Raw genomic sequence first — 23,544 nt, 5'->3', positions numbered from 1 at the left:
CTCAGTCCTTCTTCTGTGCGGGTTCGGCCTTTTCCAGTTGGCTGAGCAACTGGGCAAAGCGATCCGGCACATTGTCCGAGACCAGCTCGTCATAATACTGTTTGAGTTTACGGCCAATTTCCGAATTCGCCCCGAGCGGGTCGCCGGAATTGGCCCGGCGCCTGTCAGCGGCGCCAGCCAGCGTTTCTTTATTCATGTCCTTCATTTCGCCCTTAAATCCAGCGCCCCGAGCCGCCCCATTACACAACGCAAAGCGGCCCCCTCGTCTGGTTGCCCATCGCACCACAAACGTCGCCCGTGCAGTTTCGTTCCACAAGTGTCGGAACTTTTTCGCAAAACCCGCGTTTGGATGTTGGGGCTTGCAATCAGCTTGACCTGCAATCTATGCAATCACGTCATCTGAGGGAGACGTCTACCATGAGCCTTTCCGCAACCATCGCTCCGCACCTGCCGTTCCTGCGCCGCTTTTCACGCGCCGTATCCGGATCGCAGGAGAGTGGCGATGCGCTGGTAGCCGCGATGCTCGAAGCCATCATCGCCGACGTCGACATCTTCCCGCAAGCGTCAAGCGACCGCATCGCGCTCTACAAGGTATTCGCCAAACTGTTCACCTCCATTGCCATCCGCGTTCCGCAGGAGCAGGCACAATCGGCATGGGAGCAGCGCGCCGCCGCCAATCTGAACGCCATTGCGCCACGGCCACGCCAGGCTTTCCTGCTGGTCGCGGTCGAAGGCTTCGGTGAAGACGAGGCAGCTGAAATTCTCGATGTCGACGCCAAGGAATTCTCCGAACTGCTTGCCCAGGCGAGCAATGAGATCTCTCGCCAGGTGGCGACCGATGTGCTGATCATCGAGGACGAGCCGCTGATCGCCATGGACATCGAGGAAATGGTCGAGAGCCTCGGCCACCACGTGGTCGGAACCGCGCGCACCCATACCGAGGCGGTGGCGATGTTCGGCAAGACAAGGCCGAAGATGGTGCTGGCTGACATTCAGCTTGCCGATGGCAGCTCGGGTATCGATGCGGTCAACGAAATCCTGTCGTCGACTTCGGTGCCGGTAATCTTCATCACCGCCTTCCCCGAACGTCTGCTGACCGGCGAGCGGCCTGAACCGGCCTTCCTCGTCACCAAGCCGTTCAATCCCGACATGGTAAAGGCGCTGATCAGCCAAGCGCTGTTCTTCGACCGGCAGGCCAAGGCCGCCGCGTGAAGTAGGGCCTTCAATCTCCAACTTTTCGCCGCCTCGCAGCGTTGCCGGCACTGGCGATCGCCAAACCGGCGATCAGCGGCTGCCCGTCGCTCCGTATGGGACGCACGCGCGTGAATCAATTCGCATCCGGGCCTCTTCCAAAGACCTTCTTTTTCGGCAAATGGTGGAACAAACAGCAATCACTCACGTTTTGATCCAGTATCGGAAGGAGACAGATCATGCTCTACTGGGCGCTCGTATTTCTCGTCGTGGCGATCATCGCCGGCGCGCTTGGTTTCGGCGGCATCGCCGGTACCTCGGCCGGTATCGCGCAAATATTGTTCTTCATCTTTCTCGCCTTCCTCGTCATCTCGCTTCTGGCCGGCCTGTTCAGACGGGCATCGTAGGAGCGGGCGAACACTGGAAGCCGCACCCCTCAAACGGTTTCCAGCCACCGCCGGGCGATGTCCTTCAACGGGACATCGTCCGGCGGACCTTTTCTGGGGACCTACTCAGGAACTGAGTCCAAGTGAATCGTTCGGTCCTGATCAGGTGGACAGGTGATTGATGCGTTCTATTGGCGGAGGCGAGAGCGGACAGGGCGACGAGGTGATCGCACTGCACCCGGCTGAAAGCGGAATGCAGCTTGGCCGGGCCTTGCTTCACGCTCTGCACAATGCCGGCATTTCCGTCCTCTATCAGGATCGTGAATTGAAGACTGTATGGGCCCGCAACATGCGTGCGCCGTGGGTTTCAGACACAGCCGACAGCAACGGCGCGCTGCCACCGGCGCAAGCTGAGCAAATCGCCGCCGCCAAAGGCAATGTTATCGCTTCCGGCAATCCGGAACGCCTTGAACTGAGTGTTCCCACCGGTGATGGCATGCGGTGGTTCCAGGTATGGGTCGATGCCGATCGGGGCCATCGCGGCGACGTGCAGGGCGTCGTCACCACGATGGTGGAAACCACCGAGCAGAAACGCCGCGAACAGACGCTGAAGACGCTGTTGCGCGAAGTCAGCCACCGCTCCAAGAACCTGTTGGCCATCATCCAGAGTATTGCCACCCAGACCGGCCGCTATTCCGAGACACCCGACGATTTCCTGAAGCGCTTTCGCGGCCGCCTGCAGTCACTGGCTTCCTCGCAGGATCTGGTGACGTCGTCGAACTGGCGGGGTGCAGCACTTCGCGAGCTTATCCGCGGCCAGGTCGTTCGCTACGGCGCCGATCCCGCGCAGAGCCTGCGCTTCAATGGCGTCAACCCGTACCTCAATCCCAACGCGGCAATCCATATCGGCCTGGCAATGCACGAACTCGCCGTCAATTCATTCAGCTACGGGGCCCTGGCGCGGCCGGACGGCTTTGTCGAGGTAACCGCCGATCTGTCGAACGTCGCAGAGGCCGCAGACAAGCCGGCTTTGTCGCTGACCTGGGTCGAGGCCATTGTCGCCAATGATAACAGGCGCACCGAGAAACGCTTCGGCAGCGTTGCCCTCGAACGTGTCGTGCCGGCATCGCTGAACGGCACGGCGACGCTGGAGATCACCAGTGACCGCCTCGAATATCGCCTCGTCGTTCCGCACGGCAATTTCGAAACCGAATGAGCGGCGGGATTCCTTAACCGGCTGTTCACCATAAAATCCGATGCTGTGGTTCCCAGAGATTGCTGGATCTTGACCGATTCAACCGATGTTTCGGCCGCAGCCTGCAACGCGGGAGGAATGATCATGACGGTTGCCGATATGAACAGGCTGGAGCAGGCCGCCCGGGTGTCGATGAGCGGCTTTCAGGATCCTGACGCTTCAGCCTCGCCTTTGCAGCACGCCTGGCATCCCTTGCTTCGCGTCGCCGCTGTCGCGCTCGTCGCCGCTGTTGTGCTGATCGTGGCGTCGCAATTGGTCTGAGCCAGATGCTCAGGTTCACGCTGCTCCCAAGCAGCCTGGCTCAGAAACTGTCCAGCTCGTAGCCGACCAATTATTAACGCCCCTTTCGGCACAGGAACTTTGACGGCTGTGGACCGTTCTTATGGCGAGAGGACGTGTCGCCGTGGAACACATCGCCGCTTTGCTTTTGGTAATTGGCTGTTCGAACAACATGACCGAATGCCGTGAACTGCCGGTGCCGGTCAGTGTTTTCGAAACCGCCGAAGCATGCACGGCAGAACGTCCATTCGCTGCCGGCGACGTGCAGGGTCAGGCCGAGCACGTCGTTGCCAAATGTCTTACGGTCGACCCCGCGCTGGAAGATGATTACGACCAGATCGTCTGGAACGTGCGCCCGGACGGCACCCTCGACGCGTCTTTGCAGATTTCCAGTGTCGTGGTCGCGTCGAACGCCACGCGCCGCGAAAAAGACTCTCTTAGCCAACAATAAGATCGAGCGGGCAAAGGCTGCTGTTTCGTGCTAAATAGCGGCTGGAGCTTACTAAAGTGAGGACAAAAGTGAGGAGAGATTCTATGCGGAAATTGATTATTGCCATGGTTGCGGTGGTCGCCGTCAGCGGCTGCAGCACGACCGAGCAGGATGTCGGTGTCGGCGCCGGTGTCGGTGCTTTGGCCGGCGGACTGATCGGCGGCGGCAAGGGTGCGCTGATCGGCGCAGCCGTTGGCGCCGGTTCCGGCCTGCTGGTGCGCAACCTGCGCAACGGCTATTGCCAGTATCGCGACAATCGCGGCCGGCTCTACACCGCTCGCTGCTGATCCGCTTCAAAAGCGTCAGACAATCGCGACGGAGACCGGTCAGCCGGTCTCCGTTTGTTTGACTGCATCAGGCTGCGGGATCCTGATTTCCACCGTAAGCCCATCGGCGCGAAAATCTCGGGCAATCGTGCCGCGCAATTCGCGCGTGACATTGAGGTCGATCAGCTTGGTGCCGAAGCCGGTCTTCGCCGGCGCTTCGAGTTCCTTCTGCCCGGCCTCGCGCCAGTTCAGAACCAGCATCCGCTCGGACCCGCGCCCCTCGAACGACCAGTCGACCTTCAGCGCACCCACGGAATTGCCGGCCTCGCCATATTTCAGCGCATTCGTCGCCAGTTCGTGAAAGGTCAGGCCAAGCGCCTGCGTCGTCCTCTCGTCGAGCAGCACCTGAGGCCCTGACAATATCCCTTCCGGAAGCTCCTTGCCGAACACCTGGCCGAGCTCGATGCGCAGCAGGTCGCCAAGATCGGCCTTCTGCCAGCGCGAACGCGTCAGCATGTCCTGGGAAGCCGCCATTGCCTGCAGGCGGGCTGAGAAGGAAGTTGAGAACTCCTTCACGTCGGTTGCTTGCGCTGCCGTCTGGCGCGCAATCGCCAGCACCCGCGTGATCGAATTCTTGATTCGATGCTTCATCTCCTGCAGCATCAAATCCTTTTCGAGCAGGCTTTTTTCCGTCGTTTCATGCAGCAGCGACTTGGCGTCGTAGGCGCGCTCCTGGTAGCGGGCCACCAACGCTATGGCGCCGGCCAGAAGCAGGCCGAACAGCCCGAGCATGACCGGAATGGCGCGCGAGGACGGTTGCGAAAATGCACTTGTCGGCCGAAACAGCACCGTCCACGGCCGACCGGCGACGATGATCTTGCGCGTCACCAACAGCCTGTCGCCAAAGCTCGCAACCGGCGGCGTCTCCGACTGGAACAGAAGATTGTCGGCGTCGGCCGTGCCGTCATAGACCGCGGTGTTGACCGGCAGCAAAGGCGTGCGGCTGAGCGCGGTCTGGAACAGGTCGCCGGCGCGGAAGGCCGCGTAGAGAAGGCCTGATGTCGATGATCTGGACGCGTTGATACCATCCGGCGCGGTTTTGACATTGAGCCTGACGAAGACCAGGAAACCGGTAAAGGTCTGCGCCGCCCCCGTGTCCTGGCCGAGTTGGACCAGACCGCTTGCGTGCTGTGCGTCATCGGCCAGCGCTTTTTCGATCGCCTCGCGCCGCACCGGCTCGGTGAACATGTCGTAGCCGATGGTGGATTCGTTGGCAGGGTCGAGCGGCTCGAACAGCACGACGGGCGTGCGCCACGGCTGTGTCGTGTCCGGATAGACCGTGTGGCCGGCGCCGCGGTCGCGCAACATGTCGCGCTCGACCGCCGCTTCGTCACCGGTCTTGGCCAGCCTGAGATAGCCGATGCCGCGCAGGCCGGCGAAATTGTTATCGAGATTGAGGGCGCTGAAGAAGGCCTTGAATTCGCTACCTGAAATCTCGCCGTTGCGGGCGTCGAACAGCGCCTGCGTCGAGCGCAGCAGTGACAGATGCAGATCGATACGGCTTTCGATGCGGTTGAGCGCGTCGTCGGCCGTCGCCTCGAACTTGATGCGCGCCGCTTCCTGGGTGGCGAAATAGGCGAAGCCCGCCATCGTCAGGCTGATCAGTGCAACGGCAATGAAGGCAAGGATCGGGAAAAGCTTCTTCAACGCAGGCCCATGGACGGTTCGGGAACCTTTATGGGCAACTCGCCGCGGCAAGACAATGGCGCGGCCAAGCCATAATGACGGCTGGCATATCACGTATATTTAGCCGGCTTATCGGTCGAACATCGGTGAAGATGAGAGCCGATGATATCGTGGTCTCAGGCCGCGATCTTCAGCGCACCCGGACCGGGAATGGCGCCGGGCGGACACTTTCCCAGGATGATCATGCCGAGCACTTCGTCCTGCGTCACATCGGTGGTGAGCGCGGTGCCGACGACCTGGCCGTTCTTCATTACGCAGACCCGGTCGGCAAGCTCGAACACGTCGTGAATGTCGTGGCTGATCAGGAAAATGCCGATGCCGTCGGCCTTGAGCTGCTTTACCAGTTCGCCGACCTGCGCCGTCTCCTGCGGCCCGAGCGCCGCCGTCGGTTCGTCCATGATCAGCATGCGGGCGTTGAACAGGATGGCGCGTGCGATCGCCACCGACTGGCGCTGGCCGCCCGATAGCTTGATCACGGGCTCCTTGAAGCGCTGGAAGCGCGGATTGAGCCGGCCCATCACCTTGCGCGCCTCGGCCTCCATGGCGACATCGTCGAGTGTCCCCCACGCGGTCATCAGTTCGCGGCCGAGGAAGAGGTTGGCGGCAGCGTCGACATTGTCGGCCAGCGCAAGCGTCTGGTAGATCGTTTCGATGCCGTATTTCTTGGCGTCGCGCGGATTGGAGATCGAGGCCTCCTGGCCGTTGACCAAGATCTGGCCGGCATCGCGCTTGTAGGCGCCCGACAGGATCTTGATCAGCGTCGACTTACCGGCGCCGTTGTGGCCAAGCAGCGCCACCACTTCGCCCGGGAAAAGATCGATGGACGCATCGTCGACGGCGCGAATGCCACCGAACGCGATCGAGATGTTGCGCATGTCGATCAGTGGCGTACCGGTGGGAGCAGTTTTTTCCATAGTCGTTCCTCCCTAGACCCGCTTGCGGTAGACGGTGTCGAGCCAGACGGCGATGACCAGGACAGCGCCAACGACAATGCTCTGCAGCGGCGAGTCGATGCCGAGCAGCACCATGCCGGATTGCAGCGACTGCATCAGAAGCGCGCCGAGCATGGCGCCCATCACCGTTCCGGCGCCGCCCGCGAGCGACGTGCCGCCGATGACGGCGGCCGCGATCACCAAAAGCTCGTCCAGTGTGCCCAGCGCATTGGTTGACGCATTGAGACGGGCCGACGAGATCGCCGCGCTGATTGCAGCCAGCACACCCATGATCATGAACACCTTCATGGTCACCCAGCGCGTGTTGATGCCGGCGAGTTCCGCTGCCTCCGGATTGCCGCCGATGGCGAAGACATAGCGGCCGAAACGCGTGCGCTTGGTGATGAACGTCATGATGATGCCGGCAGTCACCGCCATCAGCACCGGTATGGCGATGCCATGCGCGATGAACAGCCCGCCTTCGGGAACGGTGATGCCGTTCTGCTGTGCGTACTGGCGCACGATGCCGATCGGCCATGGATAGGAATTGCCGATCCACACGGCGCCGAGGATGGCCGCGCAAGCGACCACGCCAAGCAGGGTCTCGGCCCAGACGGGGCGCAGTGGAAAGCTGAAGCGCTTGCGCTGCGAGCGACCGTTGAGCAGCGCGAAGGCGACCGCCGCGCAGGCGACGATGCCGACGATCCAGCTGGCAGCGGCGCCAATCGAGCCGCGTGGTCCGCCGCCCATCAGCTGGAAGGTGGCGTCGAGTGGCGCGACCGTGCGCCCGCTGGTGATGAGCCATGCCATGCCGCGCCAGACCAGCAGGCCACCAAGCGTCACGATGAAGGCCGGAACCTGCATATAGGCGATGATGAAGCCCTGGAACGCGCCGATCAGCAGACCAAGCACCACGCCGGCGGCAAGCGCGACGATCCAGAGCCAGGGGTTTCCAAGCTGGAAGCCGATGACGCGAATCAGGAATTCGGCCTGTGCCACGCCCATGATCATGCCGATCACGCCTTCGACGGAGCCCACCGAAAGGTCGATGTTGCGCATGACGATGACCAGTACCATGCCGGTCGCCATGATCGCGACCGAGGACGTCTGCACCGACAGGTTCCAAAGATTGCGCGGCGTCAGGAAAAGCCCACCCGACAGGATATGTATGCCGACCCAGATGACCAGCAGCGCGCCGACCATGCCGAGCATGCGCGTGTCGAGCTCGGTCGCTTTCAGGAACCGGGCGACCGCGCCGAGTTCAGACGCTCGTGCCGTATCGGCCTGCGGATTTGAGGTCGTGTCGGTCATGATGTCCTCCAGCGGCTTGCCGTCTGGCGCGGATGCCGGACCACAGCCTAGAAGTTTGCCGCCGATGGCGGAAACACACAATTCTCGTAGAGAAAACGCCGCGGCTTGACAGCCGCGGCGCCTCATTTCTTCAAGTCGTCGAGATCAGTTGCAAGCCGCGACGCTGCCGGCGGCGACGCCGGTGCAGACTTCGTCCTTCTTGATCCAGCCGGCGTCGATGACGACGTTGAGGTTGTCCTTGGTGATCGCGACGGGGGTCAGGAACAGCGACTTGACGGTGTTGCCGCCAGGCGTGGTGAAGTCCTTGGCGCCGGCAATGTCGCCCGTCTTCTTGCCATCGGCAAGCTGCGAGGCGATCTCGGCGGCGTTCTTGCCGAGTTCGCGCGCGTCCTTCCACACCGACACCGTCTGCGTGCCGAGCGCGATGCGGTTCAGGGCGGCATGGTCGCCGTCCTGGCCCGAGACCGGAACCGTTCCGGCAAGGCCCTGCGCCGTCAGCGCGGCGACAACGCCGCCGGCGGTGCCGTCATTGGCCGCAACCACGGCATCGACCTTGTTGTCATTGGCGGTCAGGAACTGTTCCATGTTCTTCTGGGCGTTGGCCGGCAGCCAGCCATCGGTATAGGCCTCGCCGACATTCTTGATCTTGCCCGAGTCGATGGCTTCCTTGAGCACTTCCATCGAGCCCGAGAACAGGAAATCGGCATTCGGATCCGAGCCCGAGCCCTTGATGAAGACATAGTTGCCTTCGGGCTTCGCCTTGAACACTTCGCGGGCCTGCATGCGGCCGACTTCCTTGTTGTCGAAGGTCAGGTAGAAGACGTCCTTGTTCTCGATCAGGCGATCATAGCCGACGACCGGAATGCCTTCGTCCAGCGCCTTCTGCACCGCCGGGCCGATGGCCGAGGCGTCCTGCGCCAGGATGATCAGCGAGTTGGCGCCCTGCGAGATCAGGCTTTCGACGTCGGTCAGCTGCTTGCCGGGATTGGACTGCGCGTCGGCCGAAATGTACTTGTCGCCGGCGGCTTCGATCGCCGTTTTCATCGCCGCCTCGTCGGTCTTCCAGCGCTCTTCCTGGAAGTTCGACCACGACACGCCGATGACCTTGTCCTTCGCCTGCGCGACCGACATCAGCGCCAGCGACATGGCGACACCCGCCAGCATGGCGGCTGCAAATCTGTTCATCATAATCCTCCCTGCGCCGGGTGCGGCGCGACAAAACTGGCCCGAGGGCCGGCACACGGAGGCCCTATTTTTTCGAGCCTCGAAAAAATACTGGTTCAATGATAAGGCGCTGTCAACATCGATTCTGATGGATTCTGATGGCGTTGCCGAATTTTTTCGAGCTCCGCAATAAACAATGACAGGGCTGCCGGCGTCTGCCAATATTTGGCTGGTGCCGTCGAACACTATCATGAGGCGCGAGGAGGCCGGGAGGAAAACAAATGTCGGTTGGGATCCGCCACGACGATCTGCGCCGTCGCAACCGTGCGATGGTGATTTCGGCCGTGCGCCGGGCCGGCCAGCCGTCGCGGACCGAGATTGCGGCGACCACCGGCCTCAGCCATTCGACGATATCGGCAATCTCGTCTGATCTAATTCAAGAAGGCATCCTGATTGAAGGCAAGCCTGGCGAGACCGGCTCGCTGAAACGCGGCCGGCCGCAGGTCGGCCTTGGCCTCAACCCGGAAGCGGCGGCGGTCATGACCGTGGTGCTGTCGCTGAACTTCCTCTCCGTCACCGTCACCGACTATGCCGGCCAGGTGGTCGCGGAAGAACAGCGCCGGCTCGACACGCTGACCATGCCGCGCGACGAGCTGATCGGCGAATGCGTAGCAATCGTCGGGCGGCGTCTCGCGGACCCGGACCTCGATGTCCAGAGCATCGCCCGCATTGCCATGGGCATCCAGGGCATCACCGATTCGCAGGCGCGGGCCATGCTGTGGTCGCCAATCACGCCACTGACCGACATTGCCTTCGCCGACATGTTGGAAGCGGAATTCGGCATTCCTGCCACCATGGAGAACGACTGCAATATGATGGCGGTGGCCCTGCAATGGCGCCAGCCCGAGCGCTACCGCGACAATTTCATCGCGATCCTCTTGTCGCACGGCATCGGCATGGGGCTGGTGCTGAAAGGCGAACTGTTCACCGGCACCCATTCCTCGGGCGGCGAGTTCGGCCACATGATCCACCGTCCGGGCGGCGCGCTCTGCCGCTGCGGGCGGCGCGGCTGCGTCGAGGCCTATGCCGGAAACTACGCCATCTGGCGCAGCGCCAAAATGATGAGCGAAGATGCCGAGCCGGTCGATATCGGCGACGCTGATATGCGCGCACTCGCCGCGCGCGCCCGCGAAACCGATGGCCCGGAGCGCGAAGCCTATCGCAAGGCCGGTGAGGCGCTCGGCTTCGGCCTCGGCAGCCTGTTTGCGCTGATCGACCCGGCGCCTGTCGCCATGGTTGGCGTCAGCGCCGCCGCCTTCGACCTGATCGAGCCGGCATTGCGCGAAGCGATCGCCCAGACCGCCGGCGGCCAGCACTCGAAGTCGATCTCCTTCGACACCGAGCCCAACGAGCTGCCGCTGATCCGCGAAGGCTGTGCCATGCGCGCGCTCGGCTTCGTCGATCAGGAGATTTTCGCGCCGGGCATTCAGGCCAAATCCGGCAAGCATGTCGCCTGAATGGCCGGCAACGGCGCGACGCGCAGCATCCTAGTCTTCCCTGATCGCGTAGCCGGCGCCGCGAATGGTACGGATGACATCCGGCATGCGGCCGTTGTTGACCGCTTTGCGTAAGCGCCCGACATGGACGTCGACGGTTCGCTCGTCGATGTAGATCGTCTCGCCCCAGACATTGTCGAGCAGCTGGCTGCGCGAGAACACGCGGCCGGGATGGCGCATCATGAATTCGAGCAGCCGGAACTCGGTCGGTCCGAGCCTGATCTCGCTCTTCTTGCGGTAGACACGGTGCGACTCGCGGTCGAGCACGATGTCGCCGACCTTGAGCACGCTGGACAGCACTTCCGGCTTGGCCCGGCGCAGCAGCGCCTTCACGCGCGCCATGAACTCCGGCGTCGAGAATGGCTTGACCAGATAGTCGTCGGCACCGGTGGACAGGCCGCGCACGCGATCGCTTTCCTCACTGCGCGCGGTCAGCATGATGATCGGCAGCCGCTCGGTTTCGGGCCGCACTCTAAGCCGCCGGCAGAGCTCGATGCCGGAAACAGCGGGCACCATCCAGTCGAGCACCAGGAGATCGGGCACGTTTTCCTGCAGGCGGATCTCGGCCTCGTCGCCGCGTGTCACCACCTCGACGTGATAGCCTTCGGATTCGAGGTTGTAGCGGAGGAGCACGCCTAGCGGCTCCTCGTCCTCCACGACCATGATGCGTGGCGCGATCATCGGCAGTTCACCCTCATCAGGCCGGCATGGCCATCGCCGTCTCGTCCTGCTTCGGACGATTGGCGGGCAGTTGCTGGCCGGTCAGCACATAATACGCATTTTCGGCGATGTTGGTGACATGATCGCCGATGCGCTCAAGATTCTTGGCGCAGAACAAGAGATGCGTGCAGGCGGTGATGTTGCGAGGGTCTTCCATCATGTAGGTCAAGAGCTCACGAAACACGGACGTGTATTTGACGTCGATGCGCTCGTCGTCATTCCTGAGTTTTGCAAGCGCTGCCGCATCGGTGGCGGCATATTCCTCGACGACGCCTTGCACCTGGATCAGCACCAGCTGCGCCATGGCGTCGATGGAGTGCGAGAGGTCGCGCGGCGTGACGCTCAAGCCCACGGTGCCGACGCGTTTGGCGATGTTCTTGGCGAGGTCGCCGATGCGCTCGAGGTCGCCCGCCATGCGGATCGAGCCGACCACGGCGCGCAGATCGTTGGCCATCGGCTGACGCTTGGCGATCAGCGTGATGGCGCGGTCGTCCAGTTCGCGCTGGCGCGCATCCATGATGGCGTCGTCGGACACGACACGCTGTGCCAGCGCATTGTCCGAATTGAGCAGCGCCTTGGTCGAGCCGCTGACCATCGAGCCGGCCAGATCGCCCATGTCGCGTATCAGCTTGCTGATCTGCCCGAGCTCTTCATCGAAGGAGGCGACGGTATGTTCACCCATGATCTTGGTCCTCGTGCCTGAAAATTCACCCGCCGGACGGCTCAGCCGAAGCGGCCGGTAATGTAGTCCTGGGTGCGCTTGTCGTCGGGGTTGGTGAACATCTTGTCGGTGGCGCCCTCCTCGACGAGATAGCCGAGATGGAACATCGCCGTGCGCTGCGACACGCGCGCCGCCTGCTGCATCGAGTGGGTGACGATGACGATCGTGTAGTTCTGGCGCAGTTCGTCGATCAGCTCCTCGACACGGGCGGTGGCGATCGGATCGAGCGCCGAGCAGGGCTCGTCCATCAGGATCACCTCCGGCGACACGGCGATGGCGCGCGCGATGCACAGGCGCTGCTGCTGGCCGCCGGACAGGCCGGTGCCGGGCTCCTGCAGGCGGTCCTTGACCTCGTTCCAGATCGCAGCCTTCTTCAGGCTCTGCTCGACGATCTGGTCCATGTCGGACTTGCGCTTGGCCAGCCCATGGATGCGCGGGCCGTAGGCGACGTTCTCGTAGATCGACTTCGGGAACGGGTTGGGTTTCTGGAACACCATGCCGACGCGGGCGCGCAGTTCGACGACATCGATGTTCTTGTCGTAGATGTCGTCTTCATCGAGCGTGATCTTGCCGGTCACCCGCGCCGAATCGATGGTGTCGTTCATGCGGTTGAGGCAGCGCAGGAAGGTCGACTTGCCGCAGCCGGACGGGCCGATCAGCGCCGTCACCTGGTTCTGGCGGACGTCGAGATTGACGTCGAACAACGCCTGCTTCTCGCCGTAGAAGACGCCGACCTTGTCGCCGCGCATCTTGATGACTTCGTTCGACTTGGCGTTCATTTTGTCGCCCACTGCATTCTCAAGGGACTGTTCGGTCATGATGTTCATACCAAATTGCCTTTTTTCTACCAGCGCCGCTCGAACCGGCGCCGAAGCACGATCGCGGTGATGTTCATGGCCATGAGGAAGACGAGCAGGATGATGATGGCGCCGGACATGCGCTCGACAAAAGCGCGCTCAGCCTCGTTTGCCCACATGTAGATCTGCACCGGCAGCGCGGTCGCCGGATCGAAAGGCGTCGTCGGATAATCGGCGACGAAAGCGACCATGCCGATCAAGAGCAGCGGTGCTGTCTCGCCGAGCGCACGCGCCAGGCCGATGATGGTGCCGGTAAGGATGCCTGGGGCGGCAAGCGGCAGGATGTGGTGGAACACCATCTGCATCTTGGAGGCGCCGAGCCCGAGCGCTGCCGAGCGGATCGACGGCGGCACCGCGGCAAGGGCGGCGCGCGTCGCGATGATGATGGTCGGCAGCGTCATCAAGGTCAGCACCAGGCCGCCGACGAAGGAAGCCGAGCGCGGCATGCCGAGGAAGTTGATGAACACGGCAAGGCCAAGCAGACCGAAGACGATCGACGGCACCGCCGCGAGATTGTTGATGTTGACTTCGATCAGGTCCGTAAAGCGGTTCTTCTTGGCGAACTCCTCGAGATAGATCGAGGCGGCGACGCCGATCGGCAGCGCCAGCAAAAGCACGATCACCATCATGTAGAACGAACCGATGATGGCCACGCCCATGCCCGACGTCTCGGGCCGGCTGGAGGCGCCATAGCTGAACAGGCCGGTGTTGAAATGCTCGGCCATCGCGCCTTCGGCTTTGAGCTTGTTCATCCAGTCGATCTGCTGGTCGGACACCTTGCGGCGCGCTTCATCGACGCCGAGGTCGATCTGGCCCTTGAAGGCCGAGTCGAGATTGGCGGCGGCCAGGATGTCGACGTCACGCGTCGTGCCGATCACCGACGGATCGGCGGAGACGATGTCGCGCAGCTGGACGCGGGCGCCTTCCGACAGGAAGCCCTTGAGCTTCAGCATCATCGGCTTGTTGGCCGGATCGATGCCGAGCTTGGCCACCAGCGCGTTTTCGGCGAGCTTGGGATAGTTCGCCTTGATCAGCACGGTAGGGTCGGTCGCGCGCTTGCCGGAGGGATCGATCACCTTCTCGTCGAAGGTGACCGGCAGCGTCACCGTCGTCTGCCAGAAGGCGGTGTAGCCTTTCGAGACGATGGTGATCAACATGATGGCCAGGAACGCCAGGCCCACCGAGATCGCAATCACGCCATAGATGCGGAACCGGCGTTCGGCGGCGTAGCGCGCCTTCAGCCCGATGTCGCGGCGCGGACGCGCGACGGCACCCGCCATCGTGTCCAGGGGGATGTCGGTCATTCGTACTGCTCCCGGTACTTGCGCACGATGTAGAGGGCGACGATGTTCATCACCAGCGTCAGCGCGAACAGCGTCAGGCCGAGCGCGAAGGCGACCAGCGTCTGCGGCGAGTTGAACTCGAGATCGCCGGTCAGCTGGTTGACGATCTTGACGGTGATGGTCGTCATCGCCTCGAACGGGTTGGCCGTCAGATTGGCCGCGACGCCCGCCGCCAGCACGACGATCATCGTCTCGCCGATGGCGCGCGACGCCGTCAACAGGATGGCGCCGACGATGCCGGGCAGTGCCGCCGGCAGGATCACCCGCTTGATCGTCTCGGAGCGCGTGGCACCGAGGCCGAGCGAGCCGTCACGCATTGCGCGCGGCACCGCGGTGATGATGTCGTCGGACAAAGAGGACACGACCGGGATCAGCATGACGCCCATCACCAGGCCGGCGGTGAAGATGCTCTGGCCCTGGATGAAGGGAGAGCCGCCGGTGAGGGCTGCTGAGAGGTCGCGCAGGAACGGTCCGAGCGTGACCACGGCGAAGATGCCGTAGACGATGGTCGGGATGCCGGCCAGCAGTTCAAGCGCGGGCTTGACCACCGACCGGACGCTGCGCGAGGCGTATTCGGACATGTAGACCGCCGACATCAGCCCTACCGGCACTGCGACCAGAAGCGCGACGGCGGCGATGTAGAGCGTGCCGGCGAGTAGCGGGATCAGGCCGAACTGACCCTGGCTGCCGCCGGAACCGGCGGCGGCGAAACGCGGATCCCACACCGTGCCGAAGAAGAAGCTCATCGGTGATACGCTTTCGAAGAAGGTGATCGTCTGGAACAGCATCGACAGCACGATGCCGACCGTGGTCAGGATGGCGATGGTCGAGGCCGCAAGCAGCCCCCACAGCATCAGCTTCTCGACATTGTTGCGCGCCCTGGCGCGCGGCGCGATCTGCCTCAGCGCATAGAAGGCGCCGGCGACCGACAGCGCGAAGGTCAGCACGGCGCCGAACAGGCCGAGCCGGTCCTGGACCTGGTTCGCCTCGACCGCGATCGGGATCATGTAGTCCTGTGTGTCGCTGGCCAGTGCCACGCCCTTGGCGGCGAGCAGCGGCTGCAATTCGGCGAAAGTAGCGGGAAGTGCGGTATCGCCATCGAGCCGGCGCAAGCCCTTGGCCAGGCTCTTCACCAGGCTGGCGTCGAGCGCTTCGCTGGCGACCTTTGTGTCGGCGGTGCGCTCGGGCAAAGCGGCATGGATATGCCGGTCGAGATAGAAGGAAGAGCCGATATCCCAGACGGCGAGCAAAAGGACGGCAGGCAGGACCGCGAGCAGAAAGGCCCACCAGCCATGATAATGCGCGCGCGAATGCGGCTTGACCTTGCCGGCATCCTGCGCCGCGGCGCGCTGGCGGCCGACCACAAAAGCGACCACGCCTATGACGATGATTATGGCGAGTACGAGCAAGGACGACATAACCCACCCCAGGGAAAATTCAGATCGCCGCCGCCGTTGCGGCAAGCGGCGAAATCAGGGCGCGGAGTTCATCCGCGCCCTGATCCGTCCGTTGATTACATTGTCTTTCCGGCGGCGAAGGCGTCGCGCTGGCCCTGACGTTCGGCGTCGGGAGCGGAAACCAGGCCGTACTGGGCGAGCGGGCTTTCCGGGCCGATCATCTGGTCATCAAGGAAGAACTCGACATATTCCTTGAGGCCAGGAACGACGCCCAGATGCGCCTTCTTGACGTAGAAGAACAACGGCCGCGACACGGGGTACGTGCCATCGGCGATGGTCTGCGTCGAAGGCACGATGCCTTCCACGGTAGCGACCTTCAGCTTGTCGGCATTGTTCTCGTAGAAGGCGAGGCCGAACACGCCAACGCCGGTCTTGTTGGAGTCGATGCGGGCGAGCGTCTCGGTGTAGTCGCCGTCAATGTCGACAGCCTTGCCGTCCTTGCGGATGGCGATGCAGGTCTTGCCGATTTCCTTGTCGTCGGCGATGCCGGCAGCCTTCAAAGCGGCCTTGTCGCAGCCGGCGTCGAGCAGCTTGGTCTCGAACACTTCACGGGTGCCGTGCTTCTCACCCGGGATATAGGCGGCGATATCCCAGTCGGGCAGCTTCGGATTGACCTGGTTCCACTTGGTGTTCGGGTTGTCGACCAGCTTGCCGTCGACCACCAGCTTGGCGGCGAGCGCCTTGTAGATGTCGGCGGGAACCAGCGCCCAGTCCGGACCCTTGATGTCGGTGGCAAAGACGATGCCGTCATAGCCGATGCGGACTTCCTGGACGTCCTTGACGCCGGCGTCGGCGCAGGACTTCAGCTCGTCCTTCTTGATCGGGCGCGAGGAGTTGGCGATGTCGATCGTGTCTTCGCCGACGCCTTTGCAGAACTCCTTGATGCCGGCGCCGCTGCCGCCGGACTCGACCACCGGGGTCTTGAAGCTGATGAAAGTTTCGCCGAACTGCTCGGCGACGATCTTGGCGTAAGGCAGCACGGTCGACGAACCGGCGACCTGGATCTGGTCACGCGCAGCGGCGACACCGGACGATGCGGCGAACGCTACCGCCACGGCCGATGCCGTAACGAGGAATTTCTTCATGTGGCCTGCTCCTGTTCGGAAGATGGTCTCTTGGCGCCCTCTTCAAACCGGCGCCCGCTGAGGCCAATAGCCTTCGATTATTACAGTCGCATGACAGTTTCGTGTCAGCCCGGTAACGTCGCACAGACGTCTTGTGGGCCGCACCCTTTAAGCCGGTTTGTGGGAATGGAAGTTGCCGCTGGAATCAGACGCTTGCGCAATTCGTGCTGGCATCAAGTCCCGGCACACCGCAGGCCGCGATGCCGAGAAAGAAAAACCGGACGGGAGCGCGTTGCCCGTGACCAGAGCGAATCTTGGCCGAGCCATCGCCAAAAACAGGTCCGTTGGGGTAGATTCGACGCTGTTTCTTGTCGGCGGTCGCTTGCTCCCGCCCGTAACTGAATGAGCGGTTTCGTTGCGACCATTGTCCTGACTGGGCGCCAGCTTTGATATGGTGCGATCGCACCATATCCTTGGCTGTTGCGGCGCGGCCGAATCCCGGCGGCGCCGCAGGTTGCTATCCAGCGTCTCGTTGGGCTTCGCCTGATATGCCGACCCAGCGCTCGACCTTTTCGAGCAGCGCCCTGGGGCTGATCGGCTTGGGCAGATAGTCGTCCATGCCGGCTTCCAGGCAGCGCTCACGGTCGCCCTTCAAGGCATGCGCGGTGACGCCGACGATCGGGATATGCATACCCGTATGTTCTTCCAGCCGGCGAATTGCGGCGGTGGCCTCGAGCCCGTTCATCTCCGGCATCGAGACGTCCATCAGGATCATGCGCGGATTAAGCCGGCCGAAGGCGTCGAGCGCCTTGCGGCCGTTGCCGACGATTTCGAAACTGTAGCCGGTTTCGCCGATTATCTGGGTGAACACCATCTGGTTCACCTCATTGTCCTCGGCAACGAGAATGTCGAGCCGGCGTTCATCCCCGGCGGCCCGGGCGCGGGCACGAACCGGCGGCGGTTGCAGCAAGGCGCGTTCCGATGCAGCGAGCGGCGGCTTTGCCGGCGACGGTTCGTTCCTGCCGCCGCCGGAACCGCTGCTTGCCGCCGGCAGCACACGGCCGTCCGTGATATTGTGATGGTGCCGCTGGATGGTGGCGACCAGCGTTTCCAGAAGCACCGAGGAACGCGCCGGCTTGATCAGCTGGGCGTCGATGCCGAGATCGCGATAGCTGGTGTTGGCGAGCGACTGGTCGACCGAGGTCAGCATGATGATCGGCGTGTCGGCCAGCCCTGCGGTGTTGCGCACGACGCGCGCCATTTCGGCGCCGCTCATCCCCGGCATCTGATAATCGAGCACGACGCAGTCGACCGGCACGCCGTAGGCAGCCGCGGCGACCAGCACCTTGAGCCCTTCGGGTCCGCTTTCGGCGGCGCAGGAATCGAAGGTCCATGACGCCATCTGCTCGCTCAGGATCGATCGGTTGACGGCATTGTCGTCGACGATCAGCACCCGTGAGCCGGTCACGTCGACCGGCATGATCCGCCGTCCGGTCTGTTCCTCGGCCCTGGGCAATGTCACGGTGAACCAGAAGGTCGAGCCCTTGCCTTCGGCGCTCTCGACACCGATCTCGCCGCCCATCAACTCGACCAGCCGCGAGGTGATGGCGAGCCCGAGCCCTGTGCCTTCGTGGCGTCTGGTCGACGAGGTGTCGGCCTGACTGAATTTTTCGAAGACGAGCTTTAATTTCTGCTGCGGAATGCCGATGCCGGTGTCGGTGACCGAAACGGTAAGCTTTGTCCCCGTCGGCCCCCTTTGTCCGGTCACGTCGACCAGCACGTGGCCTTCGTCGGTAAACTTCACCGCGTTGCCGACCAGATTGGTGACGATCTGCCTGACGCGACCGACATCGCCGACGAACAGGCTTTCCAGGCCCGGCTCGACGCGCACGATGAGCTCGAGGTCCTTCTCCTTGGCGCGCGTCGATATCAGCGTCGCCACATCCTCGATCGCTTCGGGCAGGTTGAAGGGCGCAGGGTCGAGCACCAGCTGTCCGGCATCGATCTTGGAGAAGTCCAGTATGTCGTTGATGATGGTCAAGAGCGCGTTACCCGACTTGACGATGATATCGGTGAACGTCTTCTGCTTGGGATCGAGGTCGGATTTGGCCAGCAACTCGGCCATGCCGAGTACGCCGTTCATCGGCGTGCGGATCTCGTGGCTCATATTGGCCAGGAATTCCGACTTGGCGCGGTCGGCCAGCACGGCGCGCTGGCGCGCCTCGCGCAGTTCGGCCTCGCGCAGCTTCAGTTCGGTGATGTCGGTGGTCGACCCAATCAGATAGAGCGAACCGTCGGACGCGATCATCGCGCCCTTGCGGGCGAACTGGTGGCGCACGCTGCCGTCGGCAAGCGTCACCGTTTCCTCGATCTCCTGTGTATCGCCTGTGCGCAGCACGGCGAGATCACTGTTGACGAAGGCTTCGCCGTCTTCGCCGAAAATCTCGATGTCCGTCTTGCCGATCGCGTCTTCCCTGCGGAGGCCGGTGAGGTCGCACCAGCCCTTGTTGACGTAGAACTGCCTGAGGTCGGAGCGCTTGGCGTAGATCGACACCGGCACGTTGTCGATGAGATTGCGGAACACCTCGTTCTCGCGCATGCTCTCTTCCAGCGCCTGCTCGCGCGCCTTGACGTCGGTGATGTCGGTGCTGGAGCCGACAAGGTGCACCGACCCATCGAGCGCCACCAGCCGGCTCTTGCGCGTCATCAATTGCCGCACCGTGCCGTCGCGATGGGTAACGGGCTCCTCGATCTCGCGGCCGCGGCCGGTGACGACGACCTCGGTGTCGTCATGGGTGTAGGTTTCGGCGTCGTCGATGCCGAAAAGCTGGAGATCGGTCCGGCCGATGACTTCCTCCTTGGGGATGCCGGTCAGCGCGCACCAGGCCTTGTTGACGAATTCCATGCTCAGATCCTGCGCCTTGATGAAGGCGGCGACCGGCAGTTCGTCCATGACGTGGCGGAACAGGTCGATCTGGCGCATGCTTTCCTGCAGCGCCTTTTCGCGGCTCTTGATCTCCGAGATGTCGACGCGCACGCCGATGAAGGTGCCGTCCTCGGTGCGCATATCGTAGACCTGATACCAGCGGCCGTCCGCATTGAGGCGCTCATAGGACGAGTTGGGCAGGCGATAGCGGGCGAGGATGGCATTGAGCCAGACATCGGGGTCGCCTTCATAGAGCCTATCGATTTCTCGATCGCCGCTCGATCGGAAATAGCCGACCGAATGTCCGAGTTCCAGGGCCTCGCGGAAGCTGCGGCCGGGCTGCCATGCCGGTTTCAGCTCCGGCAGCGTGTCCTGCAGCTTGCGGTTTGCAAAGACGAACTTGTCGTCGCGGTCATAGATGATGACGGCCGCCGGCAGCGACTCCAGCACCGTGGTGAGGTTCTTGCGGGCGTCCTCGGCTTCGGTCTCGCGGCGCTTCATGTCGGAGATGTCGAACAGGAAACCGGCGACATAGTTGCGGCCGCTGGGCATGCCGACGCGGTTCTTGCGCACGATGCGCGAGCGGCTGGCGCCCTCGGCGTCGAAAGTCTCCTCGACCTCGTAGGGCGTGCCGGTCGCCAGCACGGCGCGTTCGCTGTCTTCGAATTGCGCGGCGTCCTTTTGCTTGAGGAAGTCGCCGCCGGGCCTGCCCAGCATCGCTTGCGGGCTCTGTCCGAACAGTGCCGAAAACGCCTCATTGACGAAGACGAAACGCAGATTGTCGTCCTTGACGAAGATCGGGTCCTTGACGCCGTTGATCACCGCCTCGGCCAGCCGCGATTTCTCCAGCGCTTGGGCGAGTTCAGCCTCGCGATCCTTCATGTTGGTGACGTCGACATAGGAGATCAGCCTTTTGCCGCCGGCGAGCGGCGCCAGCGAGGCAATCAGCGTACGGCCGTCATTGCGTGGCAGTTGCCTGGAGCCAACCAGGCCGGCCGAGATTTCTGTTTCGCGCTCGGCGATGTGGCCCTGCCATTCGGCATCGTCAGCACCGTAAGGGTCCATATCGCGGCTGGCCTGCATCAGTTCGCGGAAGCCGCAGCCGATGCCGGCGCGTCGGGGATCGATTTCCCAGAAATCATAGAAGGCGCGGTTGATCACCTCCGCGCGCATCTCCGCATCGAGGACGAGCACGCCGATCGGCATCTGGTCGACCATCGTGCGAAGATTGGCGAAGGTCTCCGTAATTTTGGCGTTGGCACTCTCGATCTCGGCGTCGCGACGCTTGAGCTCGGAGACGTCGTAGTAGGTCAACAGCCGCTTGCCGCCGGACAACGCCGTCACGGAGAACATCATCGTCCTGCCATTGGCATGGAGAAATTCGCGTGGCGCAACCGAGCCGGCGCTGATCTCCTCGATGCGGGTGGCTAGGTAGTGCTGCCACTGCTGTTCATCGAGATCGCCGTAGATGCCGTTGCGGCGGTTGAGTTCCATCAACAGGCTGAACGGCGCGCCGACCGTGACGGCGCCGTCGGGAATCCTGGAGAGCTCGCGATAGGCCTTGTTGACGATGAGCGTGTCGAACTTCGCGTCAAGCACCACGACGCCCATATGCATGGCATCCATTGTCCGCTCGAGATCGGCGAGGTGCTGCGTAGCCTCGCCGGCCGGCGGATCGCTCTCGTCCTGCCGCAGTTCGTCCAGCGCACCGGCCAGTGCCGTGACGTTGCGGCCGATGCCGCGATAGCCGATGAATTCGCCTTCGCCGTCGAACCGCGGGGAACCGGTGATCGAAACCCAGCGGCAGCCGGGACGGCCGCCCTTCAACTCATAAACAAAGTCGCGAAACGGCCGATGCGCCTGCAGATCCTCCAGATGCGCGGCGGCGTGTCGATTGCCGTGCACCATCTGCTTGAGGAAATCGAAGCGGAAACGGCCAAGAATGCTGGCGGGATCGATGCCGGTGGCGGCCTGGTAGTTCTCCGAAAGCCAGGAAAAGCGCAGCTCGGCGTCGGTCTCCCAGACCCAGTCGGCGCCGGCCCCGACCAGTTCGCGCAGCGCTTCGGGCGAACCCCCGACGGACGTATCCTCGCCGTTCACCACCCCTTTTCGGGAACCGCGTCCGCCGCGTGTTCCAACAGTCCCGTCAGCCATCCCGTTCCCACCCCGAAAGCCAAGGCCGAACCCCCTCAGCGGTTCGCCGGCGGAATGTGCCCGAGAAGCATTAATGATCCGCTAACCATAACCAATCCAGACTGCGGCCAGAGCCACATTGCCCTGCGGTATTCCGCCGGTTGTCGGCGGAACCCCGGCCGGGCTATAAGTCGGCGGGGGTGTTGCTGATGACCGGTTGGATCGTGCCTTGTTTCCTGTGCATGGCGCTGCTTGCGGGCAGCGGCTGCGCACGCAGCTATGACGGCACGGTGGTGATCCCGAAGCCGCTCGATATCAGGCGGGTCTGGGATCGCGATCCGTCGCAGACTGAGGCCAGCCGGATGCAGGCGGCAGCCGGTGTGTTTCCGACGCCGCCGCCGCAGGAGCCCTACCGGCCCGCGGCACGCAGGCACACGACACAAATAGCTGCGCCAAGGCGGCACGTCAGGTCCAGCCCTCCCAGCATGGCTTCCGAACCGGCCAATCCGCTCACCTGCAAGAATGTCAGCGAACCCGGCAAACGCTACAGGATGGTTTGCGAATAGCTGGTACTAGTGCAATTCCAGGAAAAGTGTGAAACGGTTTTCCGTCCGGAATTGCGTAAAACAAAGACATAGAGCGGTTCGCCGTTTCGGTGAAACGGTGAAACGCTCTAGGCGCAGGTTACTCCGCCGGGAAGAAAGCCGGCCCGACCACCCTGACCGGCCGCGAGCCGGCCAATGGCTCGACCGATTGTCGCTGGGCGGCGCCCCTGGCCTCTGCAGCGTCTGCGCCAGGCTGGAGAAGTTGCGCCACGGTGCCAAGATCCGGCTTCGCTGACGGCAAAGGAATGATCGCGTTGGCCATATTGGCTGGCGTCACCGTGCGCGCTCTCAGCTCGGCAACGCGCCGGTGATAGCGCTTGAGGTCGCAGGCCCTGAAGTTCGCATCATTGCGATATTTGAAGGCCGTCGGCAGGTCCTTGTAGGATGTGCGCGTATCGAGCGCGACCATCTCTTCGGTTTCAAGGCTTGGATCACTGAGCGTGTACAGGTCGACGCCGGCATCGTCGCAGATGTAGCGGCACTGATCGACCATCTCCTTGACATCGCCGCCTTGCACGAACTGCGATTTCGGCGCCGGGAAGAAATAGCCGTCGGAGAGACGAACGCAAAACAGCATCGAATTGCTGCCGATCATGGCGCCAGCCGGACGCTGTCTTTGTTGCCCGGCGGCGGGCGTGCAGCCGAGCGCGACGAGCCTGGCCTGCAGTCCGGACGCATCCCGGCGCGAAATCGCGGCGCCGGCGATCTGGCGTTGCACCTGTGTGCGGCTTTTGGCGAGGTCGGCGCAAGCATTGAAGAAGCCCCCCACCGCACTTTGCGCCGTGCACCGGCGTTGCCTCTCCAGCCCCTGGATCGCCGCAAGCTGGCGACGCAGCTGCGCAAGCTCGGAGCTGATCCCGCCGCTGCGGCCGGACGGTGCCAGCTGGCTCCTGAGCGCGGCGCATGGATCGGCAAGGGAAGCCGAAATGCCGAGGACGCTTGCCGACACCAGTGCAAAGGTCACGACAAGCCACAAACGCATCATCGGCGACACCTGGTCCTTGTACCCCTGTGGAGCCGATCGCCGCTCCAGCCGATTGAGCCTCAATGCGTGAGGTAAGTCTAATTCAAGAGACGCCAGCAACCGCCAGGTATTTTATGCCGAGTGTATTATGCCGGTTCCTGTAAATTCGCTATTACAC

The 23,544-nt window shown here is 63.0% G+C and carries 21 protein-coding genes; 8 read left to right on the top strand and 13 right to left on the bottom strand.

Annotation, left to right across the window (positions count from 1 at the left end):
* Position 1 precedes the first annotated feature (1 nt).
* Positions 2–205, bottom strand: coding sequence for a NepR family anti-sigma factor (locus tag ACYG9Y_RS28400; protein ID WP_023670096.1), 204 nt, complete (start codon positions 203–205; stop codon positions 2–4).
* Positions 206–417: 212 nt separating this feature from the next.
* Between ACYG9Y_RS28400 and ACYG9Y_RS28395 the strand changes: the two genes are divergently transcribed.
* From ACYG9Y_RS28395 to ACYG9Y_RS28370, 6 genes are all read left to right on the top strand, one after another.
* Positions 418–1,212: a response regulator gene (locus tag ACYG9Y_RS28395; RefSeq protein ID WP_023670097.1), complete on the top strand. Its 795-nt coding sequence runs from the start codon at positions 418–420 to the stop codon at positions 1,210–1,212.
* A 218-nt stretch (positions 1,213–1,430) separates the two neighbouring features.
* Positions 1,431–1,598 (top strand): DUF1328 domain-containing protein, encoded by a 168-nt coding sequence (locus ACYG9Y_RS28390; RefSeq protein ID WP_023670098.1) that lies wholly within the window; start codon positions 1,431–1,433, stop codon positions 1,596–1,598.
* Between the two features lie 160 nt (positions 1,599–1,758).
* Complete coding sequence (locus ACYG9Y_RS28385) at positions 1,759–2,793, top strand: sensor histidine kinase (RefSeq protein WP_023737404.1); 1,035 nt, start codon at positions 1,759–1,761, stop codon at positions 2,791–2,793.
* Between the two features lie 123 nt (positions 2,794–2,916).
* Positions 2,917–3,093, top strand: coding sequence for a hypothetical protein (locus tag ACYG9Y_RS28380; protein ID WP_023683964.1), 177 nt, complete (start codon positions 2,917–2,919; stop codon positions 3,091–3,093).
* A 142-nt stretch (positions 3,094–3,235) separates the two neighbouring features.
* Positions 3,236–3,562, top strand: a complete 327-nt coding sequence (locus tag ACYG9Y_RS28375) for a hypothetical protein (RefSeq protein ID WP_023670101.1) — start codon at positions 3,236–3,238, stop codon at positions 3,560–3,562.
* Positions 3,563–3,645: 83 nt separating this feature from the next.
* Complete coding sequence (locus tag ACYG9Y_RS28370) at positions 3,646–3,888, top strand: YMGG-like glycine zipper-containing protein (protein ID WP_023670102.1); 243 nt, start codon at positions 3,646–3,648, stop codon at positions 3,886–3,888.
* Between the two features lie 39 nt (positions 3,889–3,927).
* Here the strand turns inward: ACYG9Y_RS28370 and ACYG9Y_RS28365 are convergent, their stop codons facing one another.
* From ACYG9Y_RS28365 to xylF, 4 genes are all read right to left on the bottom strand, one after another.
* Positions 3,928–5,574, bottom strand: a complete 1,647-nt coding sequence (locus ACYG9Y_RS28365) for a CHASE domain-containing protein (protein WP_023737403.1) — start codon at positions 5,572–5,574, stop codon at positions 3,928–3,930.
* 155 nt (positions 5,575–5,729) lie between these two features.
* On the bottom strand, positions 5,730–6,527 hold the full coding sequence (locus ACYG9Y_RS28360; protein ID WP_023737402.1) for an ATP-binding cassette domain-containing protein: 798 nt from the start codon (positions 6,525–6,527) through the stop codon (positions 5,730–5,732).
* 12 nt (positions 6,528–6,539) lie between these two features.
* Complete coding sequence (locus ACYG9Y_RS28355; protein WP_023737401.1) at positions 6,540–7,856, bottom strand: sugar ABC transporter permease; 1,317 nt, start codon at positions 7,854–7,856, stop codon at positions 6,540–6,542.
* A gap of 144 nt (positions 7,857–8,000) precedes the next feature.
* Positions 8,001–9,041, bottom strand: a complete 1,041-nt coding sequence (gene xylF / locus ACYG9Y_RS28350; protein WP_023683968.1) for a D-xylose ABC transporter substrate-binding protein — start codon at positions 9,039–9,041, stop codon at positions 8,001–8,003.
* 260 nt (positions 9,042–9,301) lie between these two features.
* Between xylF and ACYG9Y_RS28345 the strand changes: the two genes are divergently transcribed.
* Positions 9,302–10,537 carry an ROK family protein gene (locus ACYG9Y_RS28345; RefSeq protein ID WP_023737400.1) on the top strand — a complete coding sequence of 412 codons (1,236 nt, stop codon included), beginning with the start codon at positions 9,302–9,304 and terminating at the stop codon, positions 10,535–10,537.
* 30 nt (positions 10,538–10,567) lie between these two features.
* On the opposite strand, the gene phoB is transcribed toward ACYG9Y_RS28345, so the two are convergent.
* The 7 genes from phoB to ACYG9Y_RS28310 form a co-directional block, all read right to left on the bottom strand.
* The gene (gene phoB, locus ACYG9Y_RS28340; RefSeq protein ID WP_031253470.1) at positions 10,568–11,257 is read right to left on the bottom strand and encodes a phosphate regulon transcriptional regulator PhoB; all 690 of its coding nucleotides are present in this window, start codon (positions 11,255–11,257) and stop codon (positions 10,568–10,570) included.
* 16 nt (positions 11,258–11,273) lie between these two features.
* Entirely contained in the window at positions 11,274–11,978 is a 705-nt protein-coding gene (gene phoU, locus ACYG9Y_RS28335; protein ID WP_023737398.1) for a phosphate signaling complex protein PhoU, read from the bottom strand.
* Between the two features lie 41 nt (positions 11,979–12,019).
* Positions 12,020–12,844: a phosphate ABC transporter ATP-binding protein PstB gene (gene pstB, locus ACYG9Y_RS28330; RefSeq protein WP_023670110.1), complete on the bottom strand. Its 825-nt coding sequence runs from the start codon at positions 12,842–12,844 to the stop codon at positions 12,020–12,022.
* Positions 12,845–12,861: 17 nt separating this feature from the next.
* Entirely contained in the window at positions 12,862–14,178 is a 1,317-nt protein-coding gene (pstA, locus tag ACYG9Y_RS28325; RefSeq protein ID WP_023706294.1) for a phosphate ABC transporter permease PstA, read from the bottom strand.
* On the bottom strand, positions 14,175–15,635 hold the full coding sequence (pstC, locus tag ACYG9Y_RS28320; RefSeq protein ID WP_023737397.1) for a phosphate ABC transporter permease subunit PstC: 1,461 nt from the start codon (positions 15,633–15,635) through the stop codon (positions 14,175–14,177). Before pstC ends, pstA begins: the two co-directional genes overlap by 4 nt.
* Before the next feature lie 95 nt (positions 15,636–15,730).
* Positions 15,731–16,759, bottom strand: a complete 1,029-nt coding sequence (locus tag ACYG9Y_RS28315) for a substrate-binding domain-containing protein (protein WP_023737396.1) — start codon at positions 16,757–16,759, stop codon at positions 15,731–15,733.
* Between the two features lie 496 nt (positions 16,760–17,255).
* The gene (locus tag ACYG9Y_RS28310; RefSeq protein WP_198018603.1) at positions 17,256–21,818 is read right to left on the bottom strand and encodes a PAS domain-containing hybrid sensor histidine kinase/response regulator; all 4,563 of its coding nucleotides are present in this window, start codon (positions 21,816–21,818) and stop codon (positions 17,256–17,258) included.
* A 188-nt stretch (positions 21,819–22,006) separates the two neighbouring features.
* Between ACYG9Y_RS28310 and ACYG9Y_RS28305 the strand changes: the two genes are divergently transcribed.
* On the top strand, positions 22,007–22,363 hold the full coding sequence (locus tag ACYG9Y_RS28305) for a hypothetical protein (RefSeq protein ID WP_023670115.1): 357 nt from the start codon (positions 22,007–22,009) through the stop codon (positions 22,361–22,363).
* Positions 22,364–22,481: 118 nt separating this feature from the next.
* Here ACYG9Y_RS28305 and ACYG9Y_RS28300 read toward each other — a convergent pair whose 3' ends face one another.
* Positions 22,482–23,387 (bottom strand): DUF2865 domain-containing protein, encoded by a 906-nt coding sequence (locus ACYG9Y_RS28300; protein ID WP_023737394.1) that lies wholly within the window; start codon positions 23,385–23,387, stop codon positions 22,482–22,484.
* Positions 23,388–23,544: the final 157 nt, after the last annotated feature.

This window comes from Mesorhizobium sp. W050 (assembly GCF_054719535.1).
The sequence above is the reverse complement of the archived record's forward strand: the minus strand, read 5'-3'. Positions and strand labels throughout refer to the sequence as shown.